Annotated in this window: 20 protein-coding genes; 12 read left to right on the top strand and 8 right to left on the bottom strand. The window is 51.2% G+C overall.

Annotated elements, in window-relative coordinates; all coding sequences use genetic code 11:
* Position 1: 1 nt before the first annotated feature.
* Positions 2-784 (bottom strand): DUF2066 domain-containing protein, encoded by a 783-nt coding sequence (locus tag E1H14_RS06955; RefSeq protein ID WP_149390733.1) that lies wholly within the window; start codon positions 782-784, stop codon positions 2-4.
* Between the two features lie 154 nt (positions 785-938).
* Here E1H14_RS06955 and purM point away from each other — a divergent pair, with 154 nt between their 5' ends.
* Genes purM through E1H14_RS06935 form a run of 4 tightly spaced genes read left to right on the top strand, consistent with a single transcriptional unit; the run spans position 939 to position 3,640 of the window.
* A complete protein-coding gene (purM, locus tag E1H14_RS06950) occupies positions 939-1,994 on the top strand; it encodes a phosphoribosylformylglycinamidine cyclo-ligase (protein ID WP_149390732.1) in 1,056 nt (351 codons plus the stop codon).
* Positions 1,995-1,996: 2 nt separating this feature from the next.
* Complete coding sequence (gene purN / locus E1H14_RS06945; protein ID WP_149390731.1) at positions 1,997-2,629, top strand: phosphoribosylglycinamide formyltransferase; 633 nt, start codon at positions 1,997-1,999, stop codon at positions 2,627-2,629.
* 22 nt (positions 2,630-2,651) lie between these two features.
* Positions 2,652-3,359: a DUF3108 domain-containing protein gene (locus E1H14_RS06940; protein WP_149390730.1), complete on the top strand. Its 708-nt coding sequence runs from the start codon at positions 2,652-2,654 to the stop codon at positions 3,357-3,359.
* Positions 3,356-3,640 (top strand): YfcL family protein, encoded by a 285-nt coding sequence (locus E1H14_RS06935; protein WP_149390729.1) that lies wholly within the window; start codon positions 3,356-3,358, stop codon positions 3,638-3,640. The genes E1H14_RS06940 and E1H14_RS06935 overlap by 4 nt, the downstream gene beginning before the upstream one ends.
* Here the strand turns inward: E1H14_RS06935 and E1H14_RS06930 are convergent.
* Positions 3,580-4,791, bottom strand: coding sequence for an EAL domain-containing protein (locus E1H14_RS06930; RefSeq protein WP_149390728.1), 1,212 nt, complete (start codon positions 4,789-4,791; stop codon positions 3,580-3,582). The genes E1H14_RS06935 and E1H14_RS06930 overlap by 61 nt on opposite strands.
* Positions 4,792-4,928: 137 nt before the next feature.
* Between E1H14_RS06930 and E1H14_RS06925 the strand changes: the two genes are divergently transcribed.
* The 4 genes from E1H14_RS06925 to E1H14_RS06910 are packed head-to-tail and all read left to right on the top strand — an operon-like array spanning position 4,929 to position 10,323.
* Positions 4,929-5,300 (top strand): response regulator transcription factor, encoded by a 372-nt coding sequence (locus tag E1H14_RS06925; RefSeq protein WP_149390727.1) that lies wholly within the window; start codon positions 4,929-4,931, stop codon positions 5,298-5,300.
* Positions 5,301-5,304: 4 nt separating this feature from the next.
* Complete coding sequence (locus tag E1H14_RS06920) at positions 5,305-7,344, top strand: 3'-5' exonuclease (protein WP_149390726.1); 2,040 nt, start codon at positions 5,305-5,307, stop codon at positions 7,342-7,344.
* A 2-nt stretch (positions 7,345-7,346) separates the two neighbouring features.
* A complete protein-coding gene (locus E1H14_RS06915) occupies positions 7,347-7,550 on the top strand; it encodes a hypothetical protein (protein WP_149390725.1) in 204 nt (67 codons plus the stop codon).
* Positions 7,540-10,323 (top strand): sensor histidine kinase, encoded by a 2,784-nt coding sequence (locus tag E1H14_RS06910; protein WP_149390724.1) that lies wholly within the window; start codon positions 7,540-7,542, stop codon positions 10,321-10,323. The genes E1H14_RS06915 and E1H14_RS06910 overlap by 11 nt, the downstream gene beginning before the upstream one ends.
* 19 nt (positions 10,324-10,342) lie before the next feature.
* Here E1H14_RS06910 and E1H14_RS06905 read toward each other — a convergent pair whose 3' ends face one another.
* Positions 10,343-11,476: a DUF294 nucleotidyltransferase-like domain-containing protein gene (locus E1H14_RS06905; protein ID WP_149390723.1), complete on the bottom strand. Its 1,134-nt coding sequence runs from the start codon at positions 11,474-11,476 to the stop codon at positions 10,343-10,345.
* 322 nt (positions 11,477-11,798) lie between these two features.
* Between E1H14_RS06905 and E1H14_RS06900 the strand changes: the two genes are divergently transcribed.
* Both E1H14_RS06900 and E1H14_RS06895 read left to right on the top strand, forming a co-directional pair.
* Positions 11,799-13,130: a peptidoglycan DD-metalloendopeptidase family protein gene (locus E1H14_RS06900; protein WP_200834052.1), complete on the top strand. Its 1,332-nt coding sequence runs from the start codon at positions 11,799-11,801 to the stop codon at positions 13,128-13,130.
* Positions 13,131-13,153: 23 nt separating this feature from the next.
* Positions 13,154-13,870 carry a hypothetical protein gene (locus tag E1H14_RS06895; RefSeq protein WP_149390721.1) on the top strand — a complete coding sequence of 239 codons (717 nt, stop codon included), beginning with the start codon at positions 13,154-13,156 and terminating at the stop codon, positions 13,868-13,870.
* Here E1H14_RS06895 and E1H14_RS06890 read toward each other — a convergent pair.
* Positions 13,811-16,579, bottom strand: a complete 2,769-nt coding sequence (locus E1H14_RS06890) for a glycosyltransferase (RefSeq protein WP_149390720.1) — start codon at positions 16,577-16,579, stop codon at positions 13,811-13,813. The two genes, E1H14_RS06895 and E1H14_RS06890, sit on opposite strands and share 60 nt — an antisense overlap.
* Before the next feature lie 159 nt (positions 16,580-16,738).
* Between E1H14_RS06890 and E1H14_RS06885 the strand changes: the two genes are divergently transcribed.
* Both E1H14_RS06885 and E1H14_RS06880 read left to right on the top strand, forming a co-directional pair.
* Complete coding sequence (locus tag E1H14_RS06885; RefSeq protein ID WP_149390719.1) at positions 16,739-18,115, top strand: two-component system sensor histidine kinase NtrB; 1,377 nt, start codon at positions 16,739-16,741, stop codon at positions 18,113-18,115.
* A gap of 3 nt (positions 18,116-18,118) precedes the next feature.
* On the top strand, positions 18,119-19,699 hold the full coding sequence (locus E1H14_RS06880; protein WP_149390718.1) for an ABC transporter ATP-binding protein: 1,581 nt from the start codon (positions 18,119-18,121) through the stop codon (positions 19,697-19,699).
* Between the two features lie 156 nt (positions 19,700-19,855).
* Here the strand turns inward: E1H14_RS06880 and E1H14_RS06875 are convergent, their stop codons facing one another.
* From E1H14_RS06875 to nfuA, 4 genes are all read right to left on the bottom strand, one after another.
* Entirely contained in the window at positions 19,856-21,736 is a 1,881-nt protein-coding gene (locus E1H14_RS06875) for a SurA N-terminal domain-containing protein (protein WP_149390717.1), read from the bottom strand.
* 160 nt (positions 21,737-21,896) lie between these two features.
* A complete protein-coding gene (locus tag E1H14_RS06870; RefSeq protein WP_268814360.1) occupies positions 21,897-22,223 on the bottom strand; it encodes an HU family DNA-binding protein in 327 nt (108 codons plus the stop codon).
* Between the two features lie 76 nt (positions 22,224-22,299).
* The gene (lon, locus tag E1H14_RS06865; RefSeq protein ID WP_149390715.1) at positions 22,300-24,726 is read right to left on the bottom strand and encodes an endopeptidase La; all 2,427 of its coding nucleotides are present in this window, start codon (positions 24,724-24,726) and stop codon (positions 22,300-22,302) included.
* 164 nt (positions 24,727-24,890) lie between these two features.
* Positions 24,891-25,484: a Fe-S biogenesis protein NfuA gene (gene nfuA, locus E1H14_RS06860; RefSeq protein WP_149390714.1), complete on the bottom strand. Its 594-nt coding sequence runs from the start codon at positions 25,482-25,484 to the stop codon at positions 24,891-24,893.
* Positions 25,485-25,488: the final 4 nt, after the last annotated feature.

The raw sequence follows: 25,488 nt of genomic DNA, 5'->3' as shown, positions 1-25,488 counted from the left end.
GTCAATTCCAGTTAAACTCCATGCGCCTTTCCGCAGCAGGGCGCAAACCGGGTAAGTTCAGAAGCTGGGTTTCCAATTCATCGACAGAAGCCTCACTCAGCAGGCGGACTTCTAGCACCCCCTGTTGAAAAGACTGAGGTAAAACCTGCTGTACCCCGGGCAGGGCTCGCAAGACTTCCAATACCGCTAAATAATCCCCAGGCTGATGCAGGCCATGAATCACTACACCTTCCCCTGGGGCTTGATAAGCGATCTCAACCGGCTGGAAACCACGAGGGGTTCGCGGGAATAAACGCTGACTGGTCTCACCTGACTGCAAAGACAAGTGTTTAAGGAGGTGTTCAACAAACTCCGTGGCCTGCTGCGCCGGATCGTCTCCCTGAGTTTCAAATTGGCTGCGCCGCCCTTCTTGCCAAAAATACCAGAGGATACGACCCGGTACCTGAGCTTCATAACGCACCGCTACCACCAAATCCGGTTGATAACGCTCGGAAGCACTCAACAGGGTCTCACTAAAACCACCCCAAACATGATCCACCGGCACAGCCGCCTGATCGGTCAAATCCAATAACGGAAACACCCAGTGCAACTGCACACCAGAAGCCTGACGCAAGGCCGTCTGTAAAGAATGGCCAGGCAGCACAAAATCATGCCCTGCGCCCTGATCTTCGGCAATCCAAGCCAAGGCCGTCACATGACGTTCATTCGCCTGCAAACAACCGCTGTTCACGAACAGAAGAATTAGGCTAAAGAGCCAGATTTTGATTTTTGGATGCTGAAACATACACTTGCCTCCGTCTTTAGCTGACCAGACGTACTCGCCAGTGAAAGAATTTTGCCCGCAACTTTAACACACAATAGCCCCCTCACCAGCAACCTGATACACTTGCACACCAAATTTCATTTGATTACACGCGCTTGGAAAGGTCGGATACGCCATGTCAACAGCTCCTGAAAACACATCCCTCAGCTACAAAGATGCGGGGGTCGATATCGACGCCGGTAATGCTCTGGTCGAGCGCATCAAAGGCGTTGCCAAGCGCACCACCCGTCCAGAAGTCCTTGGCGGCCTAGGCGGTTTTGGTGCCCTGTGTGAAATCCCTGCAGGCTATCGCCAGCCTGTACTCGTTTCAGGCACCGACGGTGTCGGCACAAAACTCAAACTGGCGATGGATCTTGGCAAACACGACACGATTGGTATCGATCTCGTGGCCATGTGTGTCAACGACCTAGTCGTCGCCGGTGCTGAACCTCTGTTCTTCCTCGACTATTATGCAACCGGTCATCTCAACGTTGACATGGCCGCAGATGTTGTCAGCGGTATTGGCAAAGGCTGTGAACTGGCAGGTGCGGCTCTGGTCGGTGGTGAAACAGCGGAAATGCCGGGCATGTACGAAGGGGATGACTACGATTTAGCCGGTTTCTGTGTAGGCGTCGTAGAAAAGTCCGAAATCATTGACGGTTCTAAAGTACAAGCGGGTGATGTTTTGCTGGCGCTCGCCTCTTCCGGCCCTCATTCCAATGGTTATTCTTTGATTCGCAAGATTCTGGAAGTTTCTCAGGCCGATCTCGACATGAAGCTGGGCGAGACCACTCTGGCCGCGGCCCTACTGGAACCGACACGTATCTACGTTAAACCCTTACTGCAATTGATGCGTGAAGTCTCTGTCAATGCGCTCTCCCACATCACCGGTGGTGGTTTACTGGAAAATATTCCACGTGTTCTGCCTGCGGCCAGCAAAGCCGTGCTGAATACTAACAGCTGGTCTTTACCCCCTGTTTTCCAGTGGCTGCAACAAGCTGGCGGTGTCGAAACACGTGAAATGTATCGCACCTTTAACTGTGGTGTAGGCATGGTGATCGCTGTGCCTGCTGCCGACAAAGACAAGGCTCTGAGCTTCTTGCAAGCCGCAGGCGAACAGGCTTGGGAAATCGGTGTAATAGAAGCCGCTAACCCAGGTGAAGAACAGGTTGAAATGCGACAGGGACTCTAAGCATGAGCGCGCGCGTTGTTGTTCTGATCTCTGGAAGTGGCTCTAACCTGCAGGCAATCCTCGATAAAATCGAAGCCGGACAGGTGGTAGCGGTGATCAGCAACCGTGCTGATGCCTTTGGCCTGAAACGCGCAGAGCTGGCTGGGATTCCCAGCCAGATCCTCGATCATAAAGGCTTTAGCGATCGCCTCAGCTTTGATCAAGCCATGATGCAGGCGATTGATACCTATCAGCCGGATCTAGTGGTACTGGCCGGCTTTATGCGCATTCTCAGCCCTGAGTTTGTGCAGCACTACAGCGGCCGCCTGTTTAACATCCATCCTTCTTTATTGCCTCTGTATAAAGGCATGCACACGCACCAACGTGCTCTGGATGCCGGTGATCTGGAACATGGCTGCAGCGTCCACTTTGTCACTGAGGAACTCGATGGCGGCCCCTTGGTCATACAGGCCAAGACACCCATCCTGACCAGTGATGATGCCGCCTCTTTACAAGAGCGCGTGCACAGCCTAGAGCATATCATCTACCCTCTGGCGGTCGATTGGTTCTGCGCCGGACGCTTACGCTTGACCGCCGAAGGCGTTTGGCTTGATGATCAGCTGTTGCCTGCCAGCGGCTTTCAGCTGGAACCCTGATTTTTCAACGCAGGTATCCTTCATGCTTAAACTTCGCCTTTTAACCTCAGGCTGCACTCTGGTCTTTGCCAGCCTGATCAGCCCTTCACTTCTGGCTGCCAGCCTGACACCTTTTAAAGCGACTTATACGCATGAATTAAACGCCGGCATTTCTGTGAGTGGTGAAGCCGTGCGTGAATTATCACAAACCGAAAATGGTGATTGGTTATTGGCCATAGAAGCCAGTGCCATGGTTGCCAGCATCAAAGAAACCACCCGCTTTACCGCCAAGGATCATCAGATCCAACCCCTCGAATACGATTATCAACGGCGTGTTCTAGGTAAACGTCGCGCAGCTCATCTGAGTTTTGACTGGGACAGCGGCAAGGTAACCACGGATATCGACAACAAACCCTGGAAAATGAACATTCAACCGGGCGTGCATGACAAGCTCAGCTATCAAATGCAATTGCCTTTAGATCTTGCCCAGGGCGCTAAACAGATGCGTTATGAAGTCGCCGATGGCGGACAGATTCAAACCTATCAGTTTAAAGTCGTTGGCGAAGAGCAGATCCAAACACCCATGGGTGATTTCACTGCCATCAAGGTGGCACGCGATCGCGGTGAAGGCTCTGAGCGTGAAACCTATCTATGGCTCGCACCTGCACTGGATTACATGGTCGTACGCTTGCATCAGATTGAATCGGATGGCAAGGAATACAGTTTATTACTGAAGAGCTTAAGCCAATGAGTGAGTTTTTAAAGTCCGCCGATCTTGCCTACACCAACCTCAGTCAGCGCGAAATGGCTGCAGGAGACAATACCGACCTCCTCTTTTTCCTATCTTACTTACTCGGACACCTCAGCCTGGTCAGCAGTTGTGACCAGGCCGAAGACTTAGATGCCACAGCACTGACCCTCGGCATGGACAAAAGCCTTGAAGCCGCCTTTGCCGTGGATCGTTTGAGTGATCAAGATAAGGATGGCATCAAATCACTTTGGCAAGAGATCGTCGCTGAAATACGACTCTGATTCATCTGCTCACGGATATCCACCAAAAGAATCCGTCGTTCATCCAAGGCCAGGCTCAGGGTATAACAGCTGAGCCCGGTTTCCAGATCCAAATAAGGCGAAGAACGCAAGATACGCCGCTCAAAATCCGCCGCCCCGATCAGCTGATAAAAATAGGCACGCCAACTCCAGTTATTGCCGAGGAAAGAGGCATCCTCAACCCAACTCGCTGCCGGGTAGTCATAGGTGTAATTAGGTGAGATCTGGATACCTTCACGGTCGCACAGATAAAAACGCAGCACATCCGCATCCGGTTGGTAAGCCGCCAAGCCTTCGGCGCCACTGCTTAACAACAGATCACGTAAAGCCAACAGCTCAGTATTTAAACCTTCCGCATGCCACTGACTCCGTGTCACCACATCAACCGCCAAGTCCAAATGCTGCGCCAAGAGTTGTGACACCTGCTCTTTCCGCGCCAGCTGAGGCAAAAACTCCGGCAAAGCGGAATCAAAAATATAACCTTGAACGTAACTGGCATTACAATGCAGCGCCAAGAAAAACTCATCTGCCGTCTCCACCCCCTCGCAGATGATTTTAGAACCCAATTTTGCACCCAAATCGCCCACCATCTGCAATAATGTTCTTTTATGGTGCATTGATGCACTATTAGAGAACATCCGCATATCCAGCTTGATAAAATCCGGCGTGAAGGCCAAGAGCCGATCGAGTTGCTGAAAACCTGTGCCAAAATCATCAAAGGCGATGCGCACCCCTTCCGCACGGTAACGCTCCGCCAGGGTTTTGATTCGCTCGATATCACCATCTAATTCCGTGATCTCGATCACCACCTGCCCAGGTGCGACACCCGCTTCTTTTAACATCTCCAAGGTCGGCAAAACATCTAAAGACGGCAGGGAATCTATCCATTGTGGTGATATATTCAGGGTGATGAACTGCCCTGGTTGTAGGTGCTGGCACTGAGCTAAGGCCTGCCTGCGCACATCACGATCAAAGGCGAGCTGTTCAGTGGCCGAATACACAGGATCATTAAATACGGCACCTGCAGAGACCACCTGACCACTGGCATCTTCAGTACGAGCCAAGGCCTCATACCCCGCCACTCGTCCTGTTGCTATCTCAATGATCGGTTGAAACCAGGGAAAAAGTTTCATACTTACAACCTTTGTTACAAAAATAATGTCTATGAATAGCAAGAAGCAGGCCAGCCTAAGCTTTTGGTCTAGTCGCCTTCCCTCTACCGGTGAGTCACACTAGACTCAAAACAAATTCTAATAAATAAGGAAACACCATGACCCAAGTATTGGTAGTGGATGATGAGCCTAACATTCTTCTGTCCCTAGAGTTTTTAATGGAACAGGCCGGTTTTCAAGTGCATACGGCAGCCGATGGTGAATCGGCGCTGCAAACCATCAACGCGATTACACCGGATCTTGTTTTACTGGATATCAGTCTCCCCGGCATCAGTGGTTTTGATGTTTTAGAGCAATTACGTCAAGACCCGCGCTTTAAGCGCCTACCTGTGATTATGCTCACTGCCCACGGGCGTGAAGTCGAAAAAGAAAAAGGCTTGGCACTCGGTGCCGATGACTATGTGACCAAACCTTTTTCAACTCAAGCCTTGGTACAAAAGGTTCATCATCTTCTGAATGAAGCAGGGTGAATCCATGCCAAAACGTCAAACACTTCTCGGGCTGTGGCTGCTGACCTGCGGCCTCAGCCTTCTGCTGGTGTTAACCCTAGCGCTTTGGCTGGAGAGCCAGCTCTTGCTCACAACCGAGCTGCGCCTGGTGATCTGGGCTTTGGCAGCGCTGCCCCCCCTCACTCTGCTGTTGCTCGGCTGGGTGCTGGAGCAACGTTTATTAGGCCCTTTGCGCCGCCTGCAGATTCAGTGCGCACGCCTGGCAGCGAACCCCGATGCCCGTGATGACTTCCCTCCCGAAGGCTGGTTAAGCAGCCTGAAACCCGATTTAGACCGTCTGCGTGGCGGCTGGCGTGAAGATCGTGAAAAACTCCAGGATGCGCGTGAAGCCGGTGCGCGTGATGCCGCTCGGATACGTCATGAACTGGAAGCCGTGTTACGTGTTTTGGATACCCCTTTGCTGCTCTGTGACAGTCATCAACGTGTTTTGATGCTTAATCCGGCCGCCGAGCAACTGTTTGCCGGCCATCCAGCCCTAGGCTTAGGTCGCCACCTGCAGCAACTGCTCCCCCTGCCCAATCTGACCGATACCTTGAAGCGCTTACCCCAGGATGGCAGCCCCAGACAACTGCTCGTGCATTTTCAAGAGCGCTGGTTACGTTGCCAGATTCGTCGCGTCCGGGCCACACAGGGTGAAGCGCTACTCACTCTGGAAGATACCACCGACAGCCACAGCGCGATGCAACGCTGGCGCCAACCTCTTTCAGAGCTTTTACCGCGCTTACGTGGCCACACAGCCAACCTGGTCACCACCGCCGATGCCCTGTCCAGTGCCGATGCGACGAGCCCTATACGCCAGCGCTTAGAAGATGCCGTGCACCAAGAAAGCCAAAACCTCAGCGAGCTGATCAGTCAGCTCGGGCGCTTATTAGAATCAGCGCAACTGGATCAAGGACGCTTAACCGATACCTGGTCGAATGATCTGATTAACGCCCTAGCTGAACGCTATGATCCAGACACTTTGGCATTAACCGCGATCGGGATTCCCACTTGGTTCCGGGCCGACAGCCCCATTTTTTTAGCCATGCTGGAACGCTTACTGCCTGAAATTCAGCGTTTAACCGCTACCCATCAATTGGATGTGGAAACCTGTTTAGGCAACCGCCGTGTCTATCTCGACTTTATCTGGGCCGGCCAACCCATTTCTCAACAAACCCTGAATGAATTACGCCACCTCCCCATCAGCGAGCAGCCTTTAGCGCCACGCATGGACGATGTTTTACAGCAGCATAATTCAGACTGGTGGTGCTTACCGGATCAAGATCATGTACATGCACGCCTACGCTTGCCTCTTCCGGTCAGTGAGCGCTTCACACAACCACCGGGGCCAGCTCGGACTGAACGCCCCGAATTCCATGATTTCAGCATTGCTGACCTGCCCCCACCGGATAAAGCACTGGCGGATCTGCCGTTAAAACAATTAGACATGGTGGTCTTTGACACAGAAACCACCGGTCTGAAGCTACGCAGCGGGGATAGCATCATTAGTATTGGCGCCTGCCGTATCTTACAAGGACGCTTATTAGCGAATGAACGCTTCGAACAACTGGTAAATCCAGGACGTCCCATCCCCCCTGAAAGCACACAAATACACGGTCTAACCGATTTAGATGTGCAAAAATCGCCCCCTTTAACCATCGTTTTACCACGTTTCCGCAGCTTTGTTGGGCAGGCTATTCTGGTTGCACACAATGCGGCTTTTGATCTCTTAGCGCTGAATCAGCAGGCACAGGAAGCTGGTGTGACGTTTAATATGCCCGTACTCGACACCTTACTCTTGTCGCGCGCCATCGATCCCGATTTTGAAGGCCATGGACTGGATGCTTTAGCAGAGCGTTTTCAAATTCAGATTCCACAAGGCCTGCGCCACACCGCTTTGGGTGATGCACAAGCCACGGCTGAACTGCTACTCTATTTACTGCCGCGCCTTGAGGCGCGTGGCATTACCACGCTTGATGAGGCTTTAAAACTTCAAGCCCAAATGGAACCCATACAGGTAGGTTAACCATGCTGCAGCCGCCCTCACGCCTCACCAGTCGCTTATTGTCACTCACTCTGCTAGGGCTGCTGCTGTTCACCCCCCCTCTACTACTTTTGCTGGATCGTCCCTCTAGTCACGGACTCTCTTGGCTACCAGCCTGGCTGTTTTTGATTTGGTTGGGTTTAATCGGCTTGGCCGCCTGGATACTGGAGCGCCAAGATGCGCAATGAAGCCATCGTTCTGGTTGTGGCCTTTGGTTATCTGGCACTGCTGTTTTTAATCGCCGCCATCGGAGATCGGCGGGCCGAACAAGGCCGCTCCCTGATCGGTTCATCTAGTGTGTATGCTCTCTCAATTGCGGTCTACTGTACCGCCTGGACTTTTTACGGCAGCGTCGGACGTGCCACCGAAGCCGGCCCTAGCTTTTTACTCATCTACCTCGGCCCTACACTCGCCATGCTGTGCGGTTGGATGTTGATTCGAAAAATGGTGCGCATTGCCCGCGCCCAGCGCCTCACCTCAATCGCGGACTTTATCAGTGCACGCTACGGTAAAAGCCAAAGTATCGGCGCCCTGGTCGCCCTGATTGCGGTGATTGGCATCATTCCTTATATCGCGCTACAACTCAAAGCGATTACCGTCAGCTATGCCATCCTGATCGACTATCCTGCTCAAACCTCGCTTCAGCATGCGGAGAGCCTGTTTTTTGCCGACAAGTCTTTCTGGATCGCGCTGGTATTAGCCGTTTTCATCATCTTATTTGGGACACGCCAACTCGATGCCAGTGAGCGCCATGAAGGGATGGTCACAGCCATCGCGTTTGAATCCCTAATCAAACTCCTGGCATTCCTGGCCGTTGGCATCTTTGTCACCTTTGTGCTCTATCAAGGCCCCGTGGATCTTTTTGCACGTGCTGCCGAGGACCCAAAACTTCTGCACCTTCTGGGCCTAGATAACGTCCCCGGCGGAGCCGCGGGCTGGGTTGGGCTGCTCATCCTTTCCACCCTCGCTTTTTTAACTTTGCCACGCCAATTTCAAGTCATGGTGGTAGAGAATGTCGATGAGCGCCATATCAAGCGCGCTTCCTGGTTGTTTCCACTCTATCTGCTCGCCATCAATATCTTTGTCATTCCCGTGGCGCTGGCAGGGTTAATGCTGGGCGAGGCCGCCCAGACACCGGACAGTTTTGTCCTCACCTTACCGCTCGCAGCGGGCTTGGAGTTTTTACCTCTGCTGGTCTTTATCGGCGGGTTATCGGCGGCCACGGGGATGGTCATCGTTGAAACCATCGCACTTTCCACCATGATCAGCAACCAGTTGGTGATGCCGCTTCTGCTGCGCTGGCGCCACCTGCATCTGGATCATCTGTATGATCTCAGTGGCTGGTTATTAGGCATCCGCCGTGTCGCGATCCTGTTTATTCTGTTTCTCGGTTATCTCTATCATGCACTGATCGGAGACTCTTACAGCCTGGTTACCATCGGGCTGGTGTCTTTTGCGGCAGCTGCACAATTTGCACCAGCCCTTTTGATCGGACTCTATTGGCGAGGAGCTACTCGTATTGCAGCGGCAGCCGGCTTGATGGGCGGCATTCTTGTCTGGGGCCACACCTTATTAATTCCAGGTTTTGCTCAATCCGGTTGGCTGGAAATGAGTTTGATTACAGCCGGCCCCTTTGGTATTGAAGCTCTGCGTCCCTACCAGCTTTTTGGGCTGCAAGGTTTGGATATTTACAGTCACTCCCTGTTCTGGAGTATGTTAGTCAATATAGGCTTGATTTTGCTGGTTTCACAATTCACCCAACCCAGCCGCCTCGAACAAACGCAAGCGGTCCTCTTTACCGATGCCCTTCAGAATGAACATCTGCACACCCCTGTTTGGCAAGGCCATACCAGTCGAGGTGAACTACGCCAACTGGTGCATCGTTATCTGGGCGCACAAGCCACGGAGCGTTTATTTGCACCCTTCCAATGTGAAGGCGATCTTTGTGACGATCAAGATCCAGCGCCCTCAGAGATGATTCACCAAGCCGAAAAACAGCTGGCGGGAGCGTTGGGCAGCGCCTCGGCACGGGTGTTGATTAACTCCGTCGTGCGTGGTGAAGCCCTTGATCTACAGGCTGTGCTTAGCATCCTCGATACCACTTCACAAACTCTGGAATACAATCGCCGCCTTGAGCAAAAATCCGAAGAGTTGACGCGCATTGGTCAAGAGTTAAAAGAAGCGAATGATCGCTTACGCGAACTGGATCGACTCAAAGACGAGTTTGTGGCGATGGTCAGCCATGAGCTACGCACCCCCCTCACCTCCATACGTGCATTCGCTGAAATTCTACGCGACACCCCCGATTTACCCGCTACCAAGCGTCAGCATTTTCTGGAAGTGATTGTGCGGGAAAGTGAGCGGTTATCCCGCCTGATTGAAGAGATTCTGGATCTTGCCCGCCTCGAATCGGGACGTATGACCCTGAATTTGCAAAAACTGAATCTGGTCGAAGTGGTTCAGCAAACACGCGATGCCGTGGCACGCCTGTATGAGGACGGCGGTGTTACCCTCACCTTTACACATCAGGCCCAGGATCCCTGGGTCAGTGCGGATCCCGATCGTTTACATCAGGTACTGATTAATTTGCTGGAAAACGCACGTAAATTTGCGAAAACAGGCGCGGGTGAAGTCAGCGTTTCCCTCAGCCAAGTCGGTCGTCACCTCCGCCTGGAGGTCGAAGACAATGGTGAGGGCATTCCAGAATCGGAAAGAGAAAAGGTTTTTGAGAAGTTTCACCAAGTCGAACAGGGGAATCAAGCCCGCCCTAAAGGACGGCCTCGTGGCACTGGCCTAGGCTTGCCGATCTGCCGTGGTATTGTGGCGCATCATGGCGGGCGACTCTGGATAGATGAGCCGGCTGATCTCGGTGGGGCTAATGTCATTCTCGAGCTGCCTAGAATTCCGCCTCCGGCTCAGGCACAGGATCTCGATGCCGTCACAACAGAGCCTTCTCCCTAACCCACTCCCTAATGTCCCCCTAGGACAAGGTTTTACTGTGTGCCGCTAGGCGCTGTAGATCACGCACGGCCAGCATCGCCAGACGCAGCGTTTGTTGCTGCTGGCGAGTGAGCGGACGCAGATCTATCCAACCATCAGCCTGACGTCCTTGCTCCAGAGCCTGCAGCTGCGCCTCCAACAAATAAGTGATAAAAACATGAAAAGCTTGCGTCACATCCACTGCCAGCGTTTTTTTCAGACTGCCCTCTTGCTGCAAAGCCTCAATCCGACTCAAACAATCGATTTCGGGCAGCTGCCGCTTCAGCGCCAACAAACGCAGCGCGCTTTGCAGGGGTAATAATCCCTGGCGCTTTAAATTTAACGCTTGCTGATGCGGAGCCTCTTTACCATCAGCAACCAAACGCTCAAAACGATCTAAGGCCACAGGCGTTTCCGTCATCAGTTCTGCCATTTCATCGAGAAACAATCCGGCGCGTGGCATCATCTGTAAGATGGATGAACGTAAGGTTTCGGTCAGCTCGGGATCACCGTACACCGTATTAAAGTCTAGAAAAATATTGGAGAACTGAACTTGGCGCACCAAACGGCGTCCCGTCCATAAGCGCATCTGCTGGGTCCATTGCGATAAGCTTTTGCGCCATAAAGGCCAGCGCGCCATGACATGGCCTTTACACAAGGGAATACCGGCCAAATCCAAACGTTCAGTAAAACGCTCAGCCAAACTCTGGAACCAGGTATCAATTTCATTGTGACGATCATCCGGATAGTCTTCGATGATCATGGCATTATCTTGATCAGGGCGCAGCAAGCTTTCATGACGCGCACCCGAACCCAGGGTTAAGACCGCAAACCGACAGGGCGCTTCTCCCCAACCTTGAACCGCCATCTCGGCCAGAGACTCACGCAGTGTATGCCGATAAATCCAGTCATTGTGATCACTGATCAATTGAGCAATCAGATAGGCAGGTAAACTCAATTCACGTAGCGCCTGCACCAGAGCCAACTGCCAGGCTTTAGCGTCTTGCAAGCTAGGCTGGGGTCCCAAATCTAAGAAGGCTTGTCGTAACCCTTGCAGCATCTCGGGCCATTGCTCAGTCGCGGGCAGACTCTCTGTTGCAAATAAGCGACGCCAGCTCGACTCTGACCTTGGCATGTTTATCATCCTTTTACTCATCTATTTTTATTTTTTCTTTGTTATACCCCTTAATCCTGCCAATCGCTTTAGGCCAAAAGTCTGATAGCACCGAGGTAGAATCCGTCAGATTCCCATGTAAAATCAGGTGCTATCACTTTTTATCTGAGTTATATCAAAAACTTTACACTTTGAATGCGGCCTGATGATTGCATTCCCCTTGCAGATATAGTGATAATGTATCGCCTTGATAGTTCAAATTGCTAATTGCAGAGAAACCGGATCCGACATGCAATTAAACCTGCCTCAAAATACCAAGAACCGCCTGCAAGGATTGCCCGTGATGCATCTTGGTGCCCTTGCGGTCGTCACAGCGATTACACTCACGGCACTTCTTTGGCCTGAATCTTCGCATGATGAACAAAGCGCTTGGACAGCTTCTGAACTGTTGGATCATTCAGCGCTGATCCGCGATGAAGACCTGCAACACGACTTCTTTAATCACAATCTTTTCTTAGATGAGTCTGAATTCTTAGCCAGCCTCAATGCCCGCCAAGCGGAACCCGGTGTTTTTCACTACAGCATTCAACAGGGTGATACGCTGAGTACAATTTTTGACAAGGCTGCAGTCGGCCAGACGATCATGCATCAGATCCTGGCCGCCGATGAACAGCTGTTGGCGCTCGATATTTTGCGTCCTGGCAACCACCTGACATTCCGTAAAGATGTCGAAACAGGCCATCTAGAAGAGATGGAGCTGTATATCCATGCTGGCAATCGTGTGATCTACCGCCGTGTGGATGAAAACAACTTTGAATTTGAAGAGAAGCTCATTCCTGGCAGCTGGGAGCAGCAGATTGTCAGCGGTGAAATCTATGGCAGCTTTTATGTGTCAGCCATTCGTGCTGGCTTGAGCAAAAGTGAGATTCTCGAAGTCAACAAACTGATGGGCGAGCAGATCGATTTTAATCGCCATATCCGTGCCGGTGATCGCTTCCAGGTGATCCGCAAAGCACAATTCGTTGAGACAGAAGCGACTGGGCAGTCACAAATTCAAGCCATTCGCTTACAACAAAATAACCGTGCTTACACCGCTTTCCTGTTTGAAGATGGTAACTACTATGATGCCAAGGGCGAGAGCTTAACACGTGCCTTCCGCCGCCTGCCGCATGATCAAAACTATCGCATCAGCTCGCCTTTTAATCCCAGACGCTTACATCCCGTAACACGCCGTGTTTCACCGCATAACGGTACAGACTTTGCGATGCCGATTGGTACGCCTGTCGTTTCGATTGGTGATGGTGTGGTCACTCGCGTTGAAAACCATCCTTTTGCTGGACGCTACATTGAGATTCAGCATGGCAGCACCTACAAAACTCGTTATTTGCATCTACATCGCCAATTGGTTAAGCGCGGCGATACGGTGAAGCGTGGTGAGCGTATCGCGTTATCCGGTAATACCGGACGCTCAACCGGCCCTCACCTGCACTTTGAGCTGCATGTAAATGGTCGTCCTGTGAACGCCATGACCGCCAGCCTACCTTTAGCCAAATCGGTTCCACGCGAGCAGTTGGCAAAGTTTAATGAGCAGGTGAATCAGTTGGTGAGTATCATGGATACCGCCTCTCAGGAACAGATTGCACAAAGACAGGATGCGAATCAGCCTGGCAGCTGATTCCAACTCTGAAGGTGAAGCCCATGCCTGTGCTGTCTAATCAAGGCCCTTCTCTCTTAGGTGTCCTACTCGATACGCATCAGCGTGCTTGGGCTAGGCAGGTGAGACGCTCCAGTCTTTGGGTGGTTGGGATTTACCTGCTATTGTCCTCCTCTTTTGTTTCCAGCCAAGAGAATCTAAACGCCGGTTATCGCTTTCTGGCCACACCTTCTGTTCTACAGCAGGGTGCCGGTGAAGTTCTCAACGCTTACATCCCTGCCAACTGGCACACCCTACACCGTGGCTGGGAAGATCAACGCGGCCTTGAAGAGTGGGCACCTCTCGGCCAAACCCTACTTAATTGGCGTGAGATGTTGGCCTTTCAATTATTGGAAGGTGTGCAGATGCAACCTGCCGCTTACTTGCGCCAGCAAGCTGAACACCTATCACGTCATTGTCATTTCAGCGCCTTCCATTCTCTCCCAGTACAGACAAGCAGTGCTCTGCAAGCACCCAACTATCCCAGCGCCATGCAAGCAAGCTGGTGTGGTCAGGTAGAGGGAGCGCCTTGGGGCGAGATACTCCTGACACGTGTCGTTCAAGGTGAACGCACACTGTATATCCTGAGCAAATCTTGGCGCACCATTCCCTTCACCTCCGTGGTGGGCATCGGACTACCGGAAAGCGAAATACAGCTCTGGTCAGAGACGCTCAGCCGCTCTTTCCTCTGCGACTCCAACCTTAACAACTGCCCTTTCTAAAGCGGCCACCCCATCACTAGAAACCGCCTCTAGACTCATGCCCTTAATTGGCATCATTGATGTCGAGGTATGCTGGCCTAAACCCAGATCAGACAACAGCTTCGCCAGAATTTCTCCAGCTTGATAGCTTTGTGCACGTTGAAAAGCCGCTTCGCGCATGGCGGCATGCAAGGGTGGACAACTGAAATAGGTCATACAGGCGTGCAGCATCTCTTGCTCACTCTCGACCAAGTAGCCACAGATTTCATGCTGAAGGATATCCTGCGGTCCCTTGTCACGATAAGCCACAACCGGTAAACCACAGCTCAGCGCTTCCAACACCACACAACCGAAGGTATCAAAGCGCGAGGGCAACACCAGCAGACTCGCCTGCTGATAAATTTCGACTAGGCTCGAGATGGGCAACCAACCTAAAAAACGCGCATGTGGCATTTGTGCTTCCAACTCTGCTTTTAACGGCCCATCACCGGCAATCCAAAGTTGCGCCTTGGGAAAACGCGCCTTGATCTGAGCAAACAGTGCCGGTAATTGTTTGACGCCCTTTTCATCACTCAAGCGCCCAACATAAAGCAATACCTCATCCTTAACGAGACCTATCTTCCCGGCTTGATCACGTAGCGGCTGGAAGACCTGGTTGACCCAGTGTCGCGTCAGCTTCACCTTCTCCACCGGTATATTCATCGCCTCTGAACTTAACCATTGAGCTTGTGCCGTATTTAAAACCAGTAGTTGATCAAACTGTTGATAAAACAGTCGTAACAAGCGGCGTAATCGATCTAAGTGCTGTCGATGATGCGGCTGGGTTTGTTCAAAATAACTCAGCCAATCGGTGTGTAGATAAAAACTCGCCGGAACCGAGTAGGCCTGCTTAAGATAGAGCGCGACCAATCCCATCACCAGCTCCGTTGAACAGACAATACGATCATAACCACCCTGTTCAAACAAGCGCTGGATTTCGAGCAGATCCGGCAGGTGTAAGACTTGATCCGATAAGGGTTCTAAAGGGATAGATTGCAAGGGTCTGACAACTTGCAGATGGGCTTGAGTGTTTAACTCTGGATCACACACGAGAAGATCGATCGGCAGATGGCGCTCACGCACTTCCTGCAAAAGTGTTTTTAAAACAGCCGATACACCGTTACTCCCTTGAAAACTATCTGTCAGCCACAGCACTCTTTGTGGGTGCTGATGCGTATTCAGCTCATCTGCAAGCTGATTCAAAAACTCACGATTAGCATATAACACCTGAGTTCCGGCAAACGAAGCCCCTGCCGTCACCGCTCCGGCCAGAGAGGGGAAGGTTAAACGATCCATCCAGCGCAGAAGATTGACTGAGTTCATACTCTTAGGCGTTTGCCGTTCGGCACCAAACAGGCTTCGCAAAGAGGTTGGCATCTCCAAATGGCTTAACAACTGATCCAAAGAACCACAGGCTTTTGTCTGCGTCGAAACCCGCGCCCACTCCTCCCCCAGACGCGCAAACAGAATACGACTGATATCTGTGAACAAACCTGGAATACTTTCTTCTAAACACTGTGTTAAATATTCAGGTTGTTGACGACGTGTGCGCGCGATCTGTTTTACGCGCTTTAAAACCGGTTTGAATTCTCGACTCACCCCGAGGCTGGTCCATAGCTTAGGACGCTTACCCGCCAAGGATTTATGAAAAGTATGCAGAAAAGTTAGTGTGTAACGATGACGACGCAGCTCCTGCATGACGTTGCTCACGCCCAAACACAAGAGTTTGTCCTGCATCGGTCCCTGATGCATAAACAGACGCAATAACCCCGGATCTTCCATATTCAGCGCCACCTGCGCAAAATAATCCAAAAAACTCGTGGTTAAGCGTTCACTGCCACCGGGATCGCCATAAGGAACACAGTGTCCTTCACGCAGCGCCTGCAAGGCGAGCTGAGAGGCCGGCTGATCCTTGAGCACTTGTTGTAGATTGGGCACCCACAACTGAGTCCCGCAGTGTCCCGCAAAAATGCCATTATGATCATCCGACCCCCCGGTCATCACTTTACGATAGGGATGCTGGCAAAACTCATCCAGGGCAATGCCTTGCTCACGACTGAGCCTATCTAAGCGCTCAGGTGTCAAACTTTCCACCCAAGCACGCGTAAGCTGGTTCTGCCAAACTCCACGCTGACCATTGAGCACTTCAAAACGCTCAAAGAGAATCGCCAACCTGTCTAGAAGTCTGGGATCTATTTTTTGGCGTTTAGAATAAAAAAACAGAGGATGCGGCAGTACCGTCGGCAGATGATGCAAACGGGTATAAGCCAAAAACTCATAGATATTATGGCGCAGGCGCTGTAAACGCCCCTCCTGTTCCGGCGTAAACCCATAGGTGAGAACATGAACACTCAAATGACCATCGGGAAAATGGCAGGTGAATTCAGCCGCCGCGAGAATATCCAAGCCCTGCTCCATTAAAGCCCAGCAGGAGCGTGCATTATTATGATTGGTGATGGTCAGAGCCTGGCAGCCAGCACCTTGTAACTGTTGTACGAGGTCTTTCGTTTTGAGCCAAGTTTCCGGCAAACCCAGTAACCGCCCCCAGAGCTCATCCGGTACATCACTGTTGGCATCATGACAGTGCAGATCCAGACGTAAACAACTTTGCGCATCCTGACTGGCAAGGCCCTGTTGAATAAACTGACGGTAATCTTCACGTAGCTGCTGATGAAACGGGCTGACCTTCATTCCTAAACTCCCCTATGGCGATCTAGACATGCTAGAAGGCAAAGATGACAAGCTTTTGACAGGGAATCACACCACCAGGGGTCAGCACCGATAGATTGGCCGAATTTGGCAAAAAACTGCTAGAATGCAGGCAGTTATTGGCGATCGGGACAGTTTTTTATGGCATCACGTTTCTGGGCAAGCTGCCTGTTGTTTATCAGTCCTCTGGTTTGGGCAGAAAACGGATTCATCAGTTATTTTAAAACCGAAGATGGCCGCACGAATTGGCAATATATCGCCAACTTCTCCAGTGGTGTGTTAATCATTCTGTTATCGATCAGCGCCTTGATTCTGCTGTTGATCTGGCGCAAAGCTTGGCATGCTAACCGCGAGCTTACCGCAATACGCAACGAGCTGGAGCTACGCGTTGAACAACGCACTGCCGAATTACGCGCTTCTGAGACCTATATTCAAAACATTTTACGCTCCCTCCCGCTGATGCTGGTGGGACTCGATCGCTCTGGCAAGATCACCCATTGGAACCAACGTGCCGAAGAGATCGCCGGCATCCCCATGGAAGAGGCTTTAGGTCATGATCTTTGGCAGATCTATCCGACGATTTCAATTGCACCGGATCAGATTCGCCAAGCTTTAGATCAGAATCAGACGCTGTACTTTAAGCAGAACCAGAGTGGCCTCTATTACTTTAATATCACCATCTATCCACTTCAGGATCAGAGTGAAGCCGGTGTGGTCTTGTTGATTGATGATGTGACACAAAAAATCATCGCCGAAAATATGCTCATCCACAATGACAAGATGGCGACTATGGGTGAACTGGCGGCAACCATGGCACATGATATCAACGCTCCCTTACAAGCCATTCTCTTTGATCTGAGTAGCTATCAAAGCCTACTTGAAAAAAGCACCCTGATGAACGATGAGTCGCAATGTAATCGTGAGGTGATGCGCTTAAGCACCCTGCTCACCGATGCCTCAGAAAAAGGACGTCAAGTCGCCGCCATCATCAACAACCTGCTTAACTTTGCACGCCGACGCAGCGATGAAAAACAAGCCGCGCAGCTGCCTGAGGTGATGGAACATGCCATTGAGTTAGCCCGAGATGTGTTGAATCTACCCGATCAACCGGCTTTCCGTGATATTCAGATTGAGCGCAACTACCAGGCGAATCTTCCACCGATTCCCTGCTATGTTATCGAACTGCAACAAGCCTTCCTCAACCTTTTGCGCCATGCCTATGAAGCCTTGATCGCCTGCCCACGTGATATTACCCCCACCCTGCGTATCTCCATGCAGGAATACTACGACCAAGCGATCTGGATTAAGATCGAGCACAATGGTTTGGGATTAAATCATGAAGAGCAGATGAGTTTGTTCGAGCCCTTCTTTAGTCAGGATCAACAAGGCGAACCCGATGATGCGCATAAACGCCTGTCTTTTCCCTACTTTATTATTACCGAACAGCATCAGGGCCACATGGCGGTCACCTCAGATGTGAACAGCGGCACGACTTTCCATATGCAGATAGGACGCTAAACGATGTCTCAACCCTTACTGCAGGTTTCCAATCTCCATGTCAACTTTGCCGATAAGCAGGTGGTGTGCGGTGTAGAGTTCAGCCTCAAGCCGGGGCAATGCCTCGCTTTAGTGGGTGAATCTGGCTCGGGCAAATCGGTGACCGCCCTGTCTATCTTGCAGTTGTTGCCCTACCCACACGCTCAGCATCCAAAGGGTAGTATTCTCTATCAAGGCCAAGAGTTGCTGGGCGCTGCACCTGGAGATTTACGTCAGTTACGCGGCAACCGTATCAGCATGATTTTTCAGGAGCCGATGACCTCCCTTAACCCTCTGCATACGGTTGAAAAGCAGCTGACGGAAAGCCTGTTACTGCATCGAAAACTCAACCGTCAACAAATTCAACAGCGCCTACTTGAACTCTTAGACCTGGTAGGAATTCCACAACCTGAAAGGCGCTTGCGCCAGTATCCACACGAGCTCTCCGGTGGATTGCGCCAACGTGTCATGATCGCCATGGCGCTGGCCAATGAGCCTGAGCTGCTCATCGCGGATGAGCCCACCACCGCTTTGGATGTCACCATTCAAAAGCAGATCCTGGAACTCTTGACCGAACTGCGCCAACGCTTAAATATGGCCATTTTACTCATTACCCATGATCTCAACGTCGTCCGGCGTTATGCCGACCAGGTTTGTGTACTCTATCAAGGTCAGCAGATCGAATATCAAGAATGTGCCAAGCTATTTGCACAGCCACAAGCACAATATACACGTGACCTGCTAGCGGCTGAGCCCGAAGGCCGTCCTGCGGCGGTAGCCAATGATGCCAAAACTCTGTTGGATGTGAGACAGTTAAAAGTCTGGTTTCCAATTCATGCCGGGGTGTTAAAGCGCATTGTCGATCATCACAAAGCGGTTCGGGAAGCGAGCTTTCAGCTCCGTCAGGGTGAGACCTTAGGGGTCGTTGGGGAATCCGGTTCAGGTAAAACCACGCTCGCGTTAGCGGTTCTACGTCTTTTGCGTTCTGAAGGTGAGATCCGCTTGCAGGATCACCGCCTAGACCAGCTCAATCAGAAAGCACTCCTACCATTACGTAAATCGATACAGATTGTTTTCCAAGACCCTTATGGCAGCCTCAGTCCACGCATGCTGATTGGGGAATCCATCGCCGAAGGACTGGAAATTCATGAACAGCTCAGCTCTACTGAACGTGAAGCACGAGTGATCGAGGCCTTGCGTGATGTGGGCTTAGATCCTGAAACGCGCCACCGCTATCCACACGAATTTTCAGGTGGACAGCGCCAACGTATCGCCATTGCACGCGCCCTTGTACTCAAACCGCAAGTCATTGTCTTGGATGAACCGACTTCAGCGCTCGATCGCAGCGTACAGAAACAGATAATCGAATTGCTACGTGCACTGCAGCAACGCTACGGCCTAAGCTATCTATTTATCAGCCATGATCTCGCCGTGGTACGTGCCCTAAGCCATAAAATACTGGTGATGAAAGAAGGGGATGTGGTCGAGCAAGGCGAGTCCGAGCAAATTTTTACCCAAGCTCAACACCCTTACACGCGTGCTTTGCTAGAAGCTGCTTTAGGTTAGGCCTAGGCTTAACGTACCCTTTCAACCCACTGCTTATGAACACAAAAAACCGCGATCTGAAGTCTGCCTCCTTTGTGGCCTGTCCACGGATAAAGAGGTCTTCAGATCGCGGTTTTTTAATTAACTAGATTGTGACAACCCAGAGATAGCGAAAGATCAGTTGCGCTCGATCCGCGCTGCATCACGCAGACTCTGCAAACGCGCTTGATACTCCTGCTGCCCCTGATTCGACCCCAAAATTGACTGCATCAGGCGCATCTCCTCTGCAGTTAACTCCGTAGCATTTTCATGGATAGCCTCTAGGCGTACCAAGACTTGACTGCCGTCCGCTAGCGCCAGCTGACTGAACGCAGCCCCCTCTGCGGGTAACTGCAAGGCAAATACATGGTTACGGATATCCGTTGGCACGTCGGCTGCACCGCGGTTAGCCCCTTGTAACGCTGTCCAGCTGTACTCTTGGGTTAAATCTTCCAGTGATTGCCCTTGGCGTAAAGCCTCTTTCCAATCTTGAATGCGCGTATTTAATTGCGCACGTGCCTTCTCAGTCAGCAGCTCCATCTCCAACTCTTGACGAACTTCAGTGAAGCTCAAGGCACGGGCCGGCAGGTGCTCCTTCACACGTACTACTAGTGTGGTATGACGGTTCAACTCGATCGGCGCACTGTTTAAGCGCTCGCGCAGCACATCCTGACTAAAAGCGGCTTCAAGCACGCGCGCATGACGTCCTAAAGGATCACCCGTACCATCACGTGCGATCGCCTCACTGGTCTGAACCTCAATGCCTAACTCTTCCGCCGGCAAGGATAAATCGGCTGCTGAAAAGGTCAGATCCGCCAGACGCTCAATCTCTTCAACATAACGTCTTTCAGCATCGCGCTCAGCAACCTCCATGCGTAGATCAAACGCGACCTCTGCCAGACTTGGTGGTGCCATAGCGCGCACCTCATCTAAGCGAATCAGGTGATAACCAAATTCGGTTTCAACTGGCGTGGAGACTTGTCCAGGCTCCAGGCTAAACAGGGTATCGGCAAAGGGACCGACTAGCATTTCTTGCGTGACAAAACCGATACTGCCACCGGCAGCAGACGAGCCTGGATCATCCGAAAACTCACGTGCCAAGTCTTCAAAGGAGGCTCCGGCCTCTAACTCCAGATGCAAGGACTGAATCTGTGCCAAGGCAGCCAAAGCATCACGCTCAGAATTAATCTCAATCAAAATATGAGAGGCCGAACGCTCCTCTTCACTTTGAAACTCCGCAACCATTTGCTGCCACAGACGCTCAACCTCTTCATCAGATACGGCATCAGGATCAACAAACTGATCACGCTCCAGCAATAGATACTCCAGAATAACTTTTTCAGGTGCCTGGAGTTGTGCCGCACGCGTTTCGTACAGTGCTTGGATCTCATCATCACTCACAGCCACCCGATTCATCTCAGGCAAAAGCGGGAAACGCACAAAGGCAAAGTCGCGTGTTTGCTGATCCAATGCCACTAAGCGTTCCACTTCAGACGGCGTGACAAAAGAGGATAAGGCATAAGCTGCCTGTTCCTGTTCTATCAAGGTTTCCATACGCAGCAATTCACGGTACATCAGTGGCGTAAATCCGGCTCCACGCAAAACCGCTTCAAACTGATTACGATCAAAACGGCCATCGATCTGAAATTGCGGCGTCATGACAATTAACTGATCGAGCATCTCTTCCGACAGATAGAGCCCCTGCTTGGCGGCTGACTGGGTCAACAAGGTGCGCTCTATCAGATCTTCCAAGACCATACGGCGTAAAAGATTTTCATCAATCTGTGTTGGATCGGCAGCCTCACCCATCTGCGATAGGATCTGTCTACGTTGTAGCTCAACACCTCGGAACAGCTCTTGCGCACTGATCTCTTCACCATTGACACTAGCCGGTGCTTTTTCTTTTGAGCCGAGGCCAACCAGTGATTCCACCCCCCAAAGTGCAAAAGTCAGCGCTATCAGGCCGACGATCACTTTGGCGATGATGCCCTGTGAGTTATCGCGAATGGTTTGTAGCATTGTTAAGAATTCACCCTGTTGATCGATACAAAAAAAGCGCACCCGTAGAATGCGCTTTTTTTGACATGGATAAAGCTTGTAACAGAGAAATGACGGGGGCCAAAGTGGCTAGAGTCATCACGGAGGTTCCAGGCTTCCCTTGATAGATACGAAACGTCTATCAGTTGTTTACAGCGTCTTTCAGCGCTTTGCCTGGCTTGAAAGTCGGCAGTGTTGCAGCAGAGATTTCGATTGGCTGACCAGTCTGAGGGTTGCGGCCAGTACGTGCAGCGCGCTCCTTCACAGAAAAAGTACCAAAGCCAACAAGTGCAACCGATTCATTATTCTGCAGCGCCTGGGTGATAGCTTCCAGCGTTGCATCCAGTGCGCGGCCAGCTGCTGCCTTAGGCAGATCCGCAGATGCTGCAATTGCATCGATCAGTTCAGACTTATTCACATTGTTCCCCTTAAATACACCGTTATTTTGTTCTGTAACTTTTACGCCCAGCGAGTTACCGCACTTTATACCAACTCACTGAAACCAGTGTCAACCGGCCAGAGGCCTTTTCTCACGCGGCTTTGCCTTAATGCGTGCTGACCTGACCTGGCTCAGTTTTTGTAGCGGACTCGGCTGAAACGACAGCGGCTTCTTCTTTCGGAAGTGGCTCAGGTTTGCGCGTTAACGCCAACTCCAGCACTTCGTCGATCCATTTTACCGCTTTTATCTGTAAATCTGCCTTAATATTTTCAGGGATTTCTTTCAAATCACGGGTATTTTCTTGGGGAATCACAACCGTTTTAATGCCACCACGATGGGCCGCCAAGAGTTTTTCTTTCAAACCACCAATCGGCAAGACCTGGCCACGCAGCGTGATCTCACCGGTCATGGCCACATCTGAACGCACCGGAATACCGGTCAGTGCCGAAACTAGAGCTGTACACATCCCGATGCCCGCGCTGGGACCATCTTTCGGGGTTGCACCTTCCGGCACATGAATATGAATATCATTTTTCTCATGGAAGTCGGCGGCAATCCCCAACTCTTGGGCGCGATGACGCACTACGGTTAATGCCGCTTGGATCGACTCTTTCATCACATCCCCTAACGAGCCGGTTTGCACCTGACGTCCTTTACCGGGTACCACCGCAGACTCGATGGTCAGAATCTCCCCTCCCACCTGCGTCCAAGCCAGGCCGGTCACATGACCAATCAGATCTTCCTCTTCCGCTTTTCCATAATTGAATTTATGCACACCCGAGTAAAACTCCAGATTCTCGGCAGTTAGTGGGTGATGATCCTGACGTGAGCGTTTCAGTGCGATCTCTTTCACCACCTTACGGCAGATTTTCGCAATCTCACGTTCCAGACCACGCACACCCGCTTCACGAGTGTAGTAACGGATCAGGTCACGAATGGCATCTTCACTGAAGCTCAGCTCCGATTCTTTCAAGCCATTTTGTTGAATCTGCTTGGGAACCAGATAATTACGAGCGATATTCAGCTTTTCATCTTCGGTGTAACCCGGGATACGGATGATCTCCATACGATCCAACAAAGGGCCTGGAATATTCATGGAGTTAGAGGTGCACACAAACATGACATCGGAAAGATCCAGGTCTACTTCCAGATAATGATCGTTGAAGGTGCTGTTCTGCTCAGGATCTAACACCTCAAGCAGCGCTGAAGAGGGGTCACCACGGTGATCCATGCCCATCTTATCGATCTCATCCAATAAGAAGAGCGGGTTGCGCACCCCAGCTTTGACGATCTTCTGCACCAGCTTGCCCGGCATGGAGCCGATATAGGTACGGCGGTGACCACGAATTTCCGCCTCATCACGCACCCCGCCTAGGGCCATACGCACATATTCACGGTTTGTCGCCCGTGCAATCGAACGACCTAGAGAGGTTTTACCTACACCCGGTGGGCCCACCAAACAGAGAATAGGTCCTTTCAGTTTTTTAACGCGTTTCTGTACCGCAAGGTATTCGATAATACGATCCTTAACCTCTTCCAAACCAAAGTGGTCTTCATTCAGGATCTTCTCAGCACGCTGCATGTCAAAACGCACTTTTGAACGCTGACTCCAAGGAATCTGTAGCATCCAATCGATGTAACCACGCACAACTGTCGCCTCAGCGCTCATCGGCGACATCATTTGCAATTTTTTATGTTCAGCCAGCGTTTTATTCAACGCCTCCTCTGGCATGCCTGCTGCTTCGATACGACGACGCAACTCGTCCATATCATTCGCACCACTTTCGTCCATGTCGCCTAGTTCTTTCTGAATCGCTTTCATCTGCTCATTCAGATAATACTCGCGCTGGCTTTTCTCCATCTGTTTTTTGACACGACCACGAATGCGCTTTTCGACCTCAACCAGATCGATTTCCGATTCCATTTTGGCCATTAAATGCTCAAGGCGCTCACGGCTGCCGAGCATTTCAAGAATCACCTGCTTATCTTCGAGCTTAAGCGCCATATGGGCGGCGATGGTATCGGCCAGACGCCCGATATCATCAATATTCTGTAAAGAGTTCAGGACTTCAGAAGGAATCTTTTTATTGACCTGAATAAAGCGCTCAAACTGCTCTAATGCCGTGTGTTTATAGATATCACTTTCGGCTTCACTGATTGCTTCAGACTCGAGTGGACTCACGGTAGCGGTAAAACAATCACCTTCATCCGTCAAACACTCCAACTGAGCACGATACTCCCCTTCAACCAGTACTTTGACTGTGCCATCCGGTAATTTGAGCATCTGTAGAATGTTGGCGACAGTTCCGACATGAAAAAGATCTTCGGCTAGAGGCTCATCTTCAGTGGCGCTTTTCTGCGCGACCAAAAGTATCTGCTTATCTTGCGCCATGGCGATATCCAGCGCATGGATCGACTTAGCACGACCAACAAATAAAGGGATTACCATATGCGGATAGACAACAACATCACGCAGTGGCAGAACTGGAAGCTCGATGCTTACAACATCTTCTTTGGCTTCAACATGACTCATAATATGCTTGCCTCTGTGCAGTGCACCAAGCCTGAGTGGCTTGTGCCTAAAACTCTTACATCAGTCTATGGGGGTCACGGGGGAAAAAACAAGCCGCCGTTTGCGAAGTTTGACGTTCTAATGACAAATACGGCGGCATGAAGGCTTTGGTGCAGATTAGGGGATTATTTGTAGTAAGCGTTATCTGTTTTGCTGTGGTCAGTGACATCTCGCACACCGACTAAACCTGGAACACGCTCAATCAAGGTACGCTCAACGCCATCTTTTAAAGTTAGATCCACCGCGCTACAGCCTTGGCAACCACCGCCAAACTGCAGAACAGCGATATGACCTTCTTCCTCTTCAACCAGCTCAACTAACTTGACTTCGCCACCGTGAGCCGACAAACCTGGATTTATATCTGAGTAAAGAATGTAATTGATTTGATCTTGAATTGGACTCTCCGGCGTGACCTTAGGCATTTTGGCATTAGGTGCCTTAATCGTCAGCTGTCCACCCATACGGTCTTCGGCAAAATCAATTTTGGCTTCCTCTAGGTAAGGCAAGCTGTTGCGTTCCAGATAAAAAGTTACCTGCGACAAGGCCAAGACTTCATCTTCGCTGTTGACTTCGTCTGGACGACAATAAGCTAGGCAGGTTTCAGCGTAGGGGGTCCCTGGCTGGGTGACAAATAAACGCACACCTATACCGGCGACCTGCTGCTTTTCCAGTAGTTGTGCCAGATAGGTTTCGGCGCTAGGAGTTATATCTATGCTCATCATC

This window comes from Nitrincola tapanii (assembly GCF_008368715.1).
In the GTDB taxonomy this organism is placed as follows: domain Bacteria; phylum Pseudomonadota; class Gammaproteobacteria; order Pseudomonadales; family Balneatricaceae; genus Nitrincola; species Nitrincola tapanii.
The sequence above is the reverse complement of the archived record's forward strand: the minus strand, read 5'-3'. Positions and strand labels throughout refer to the sequence as shown.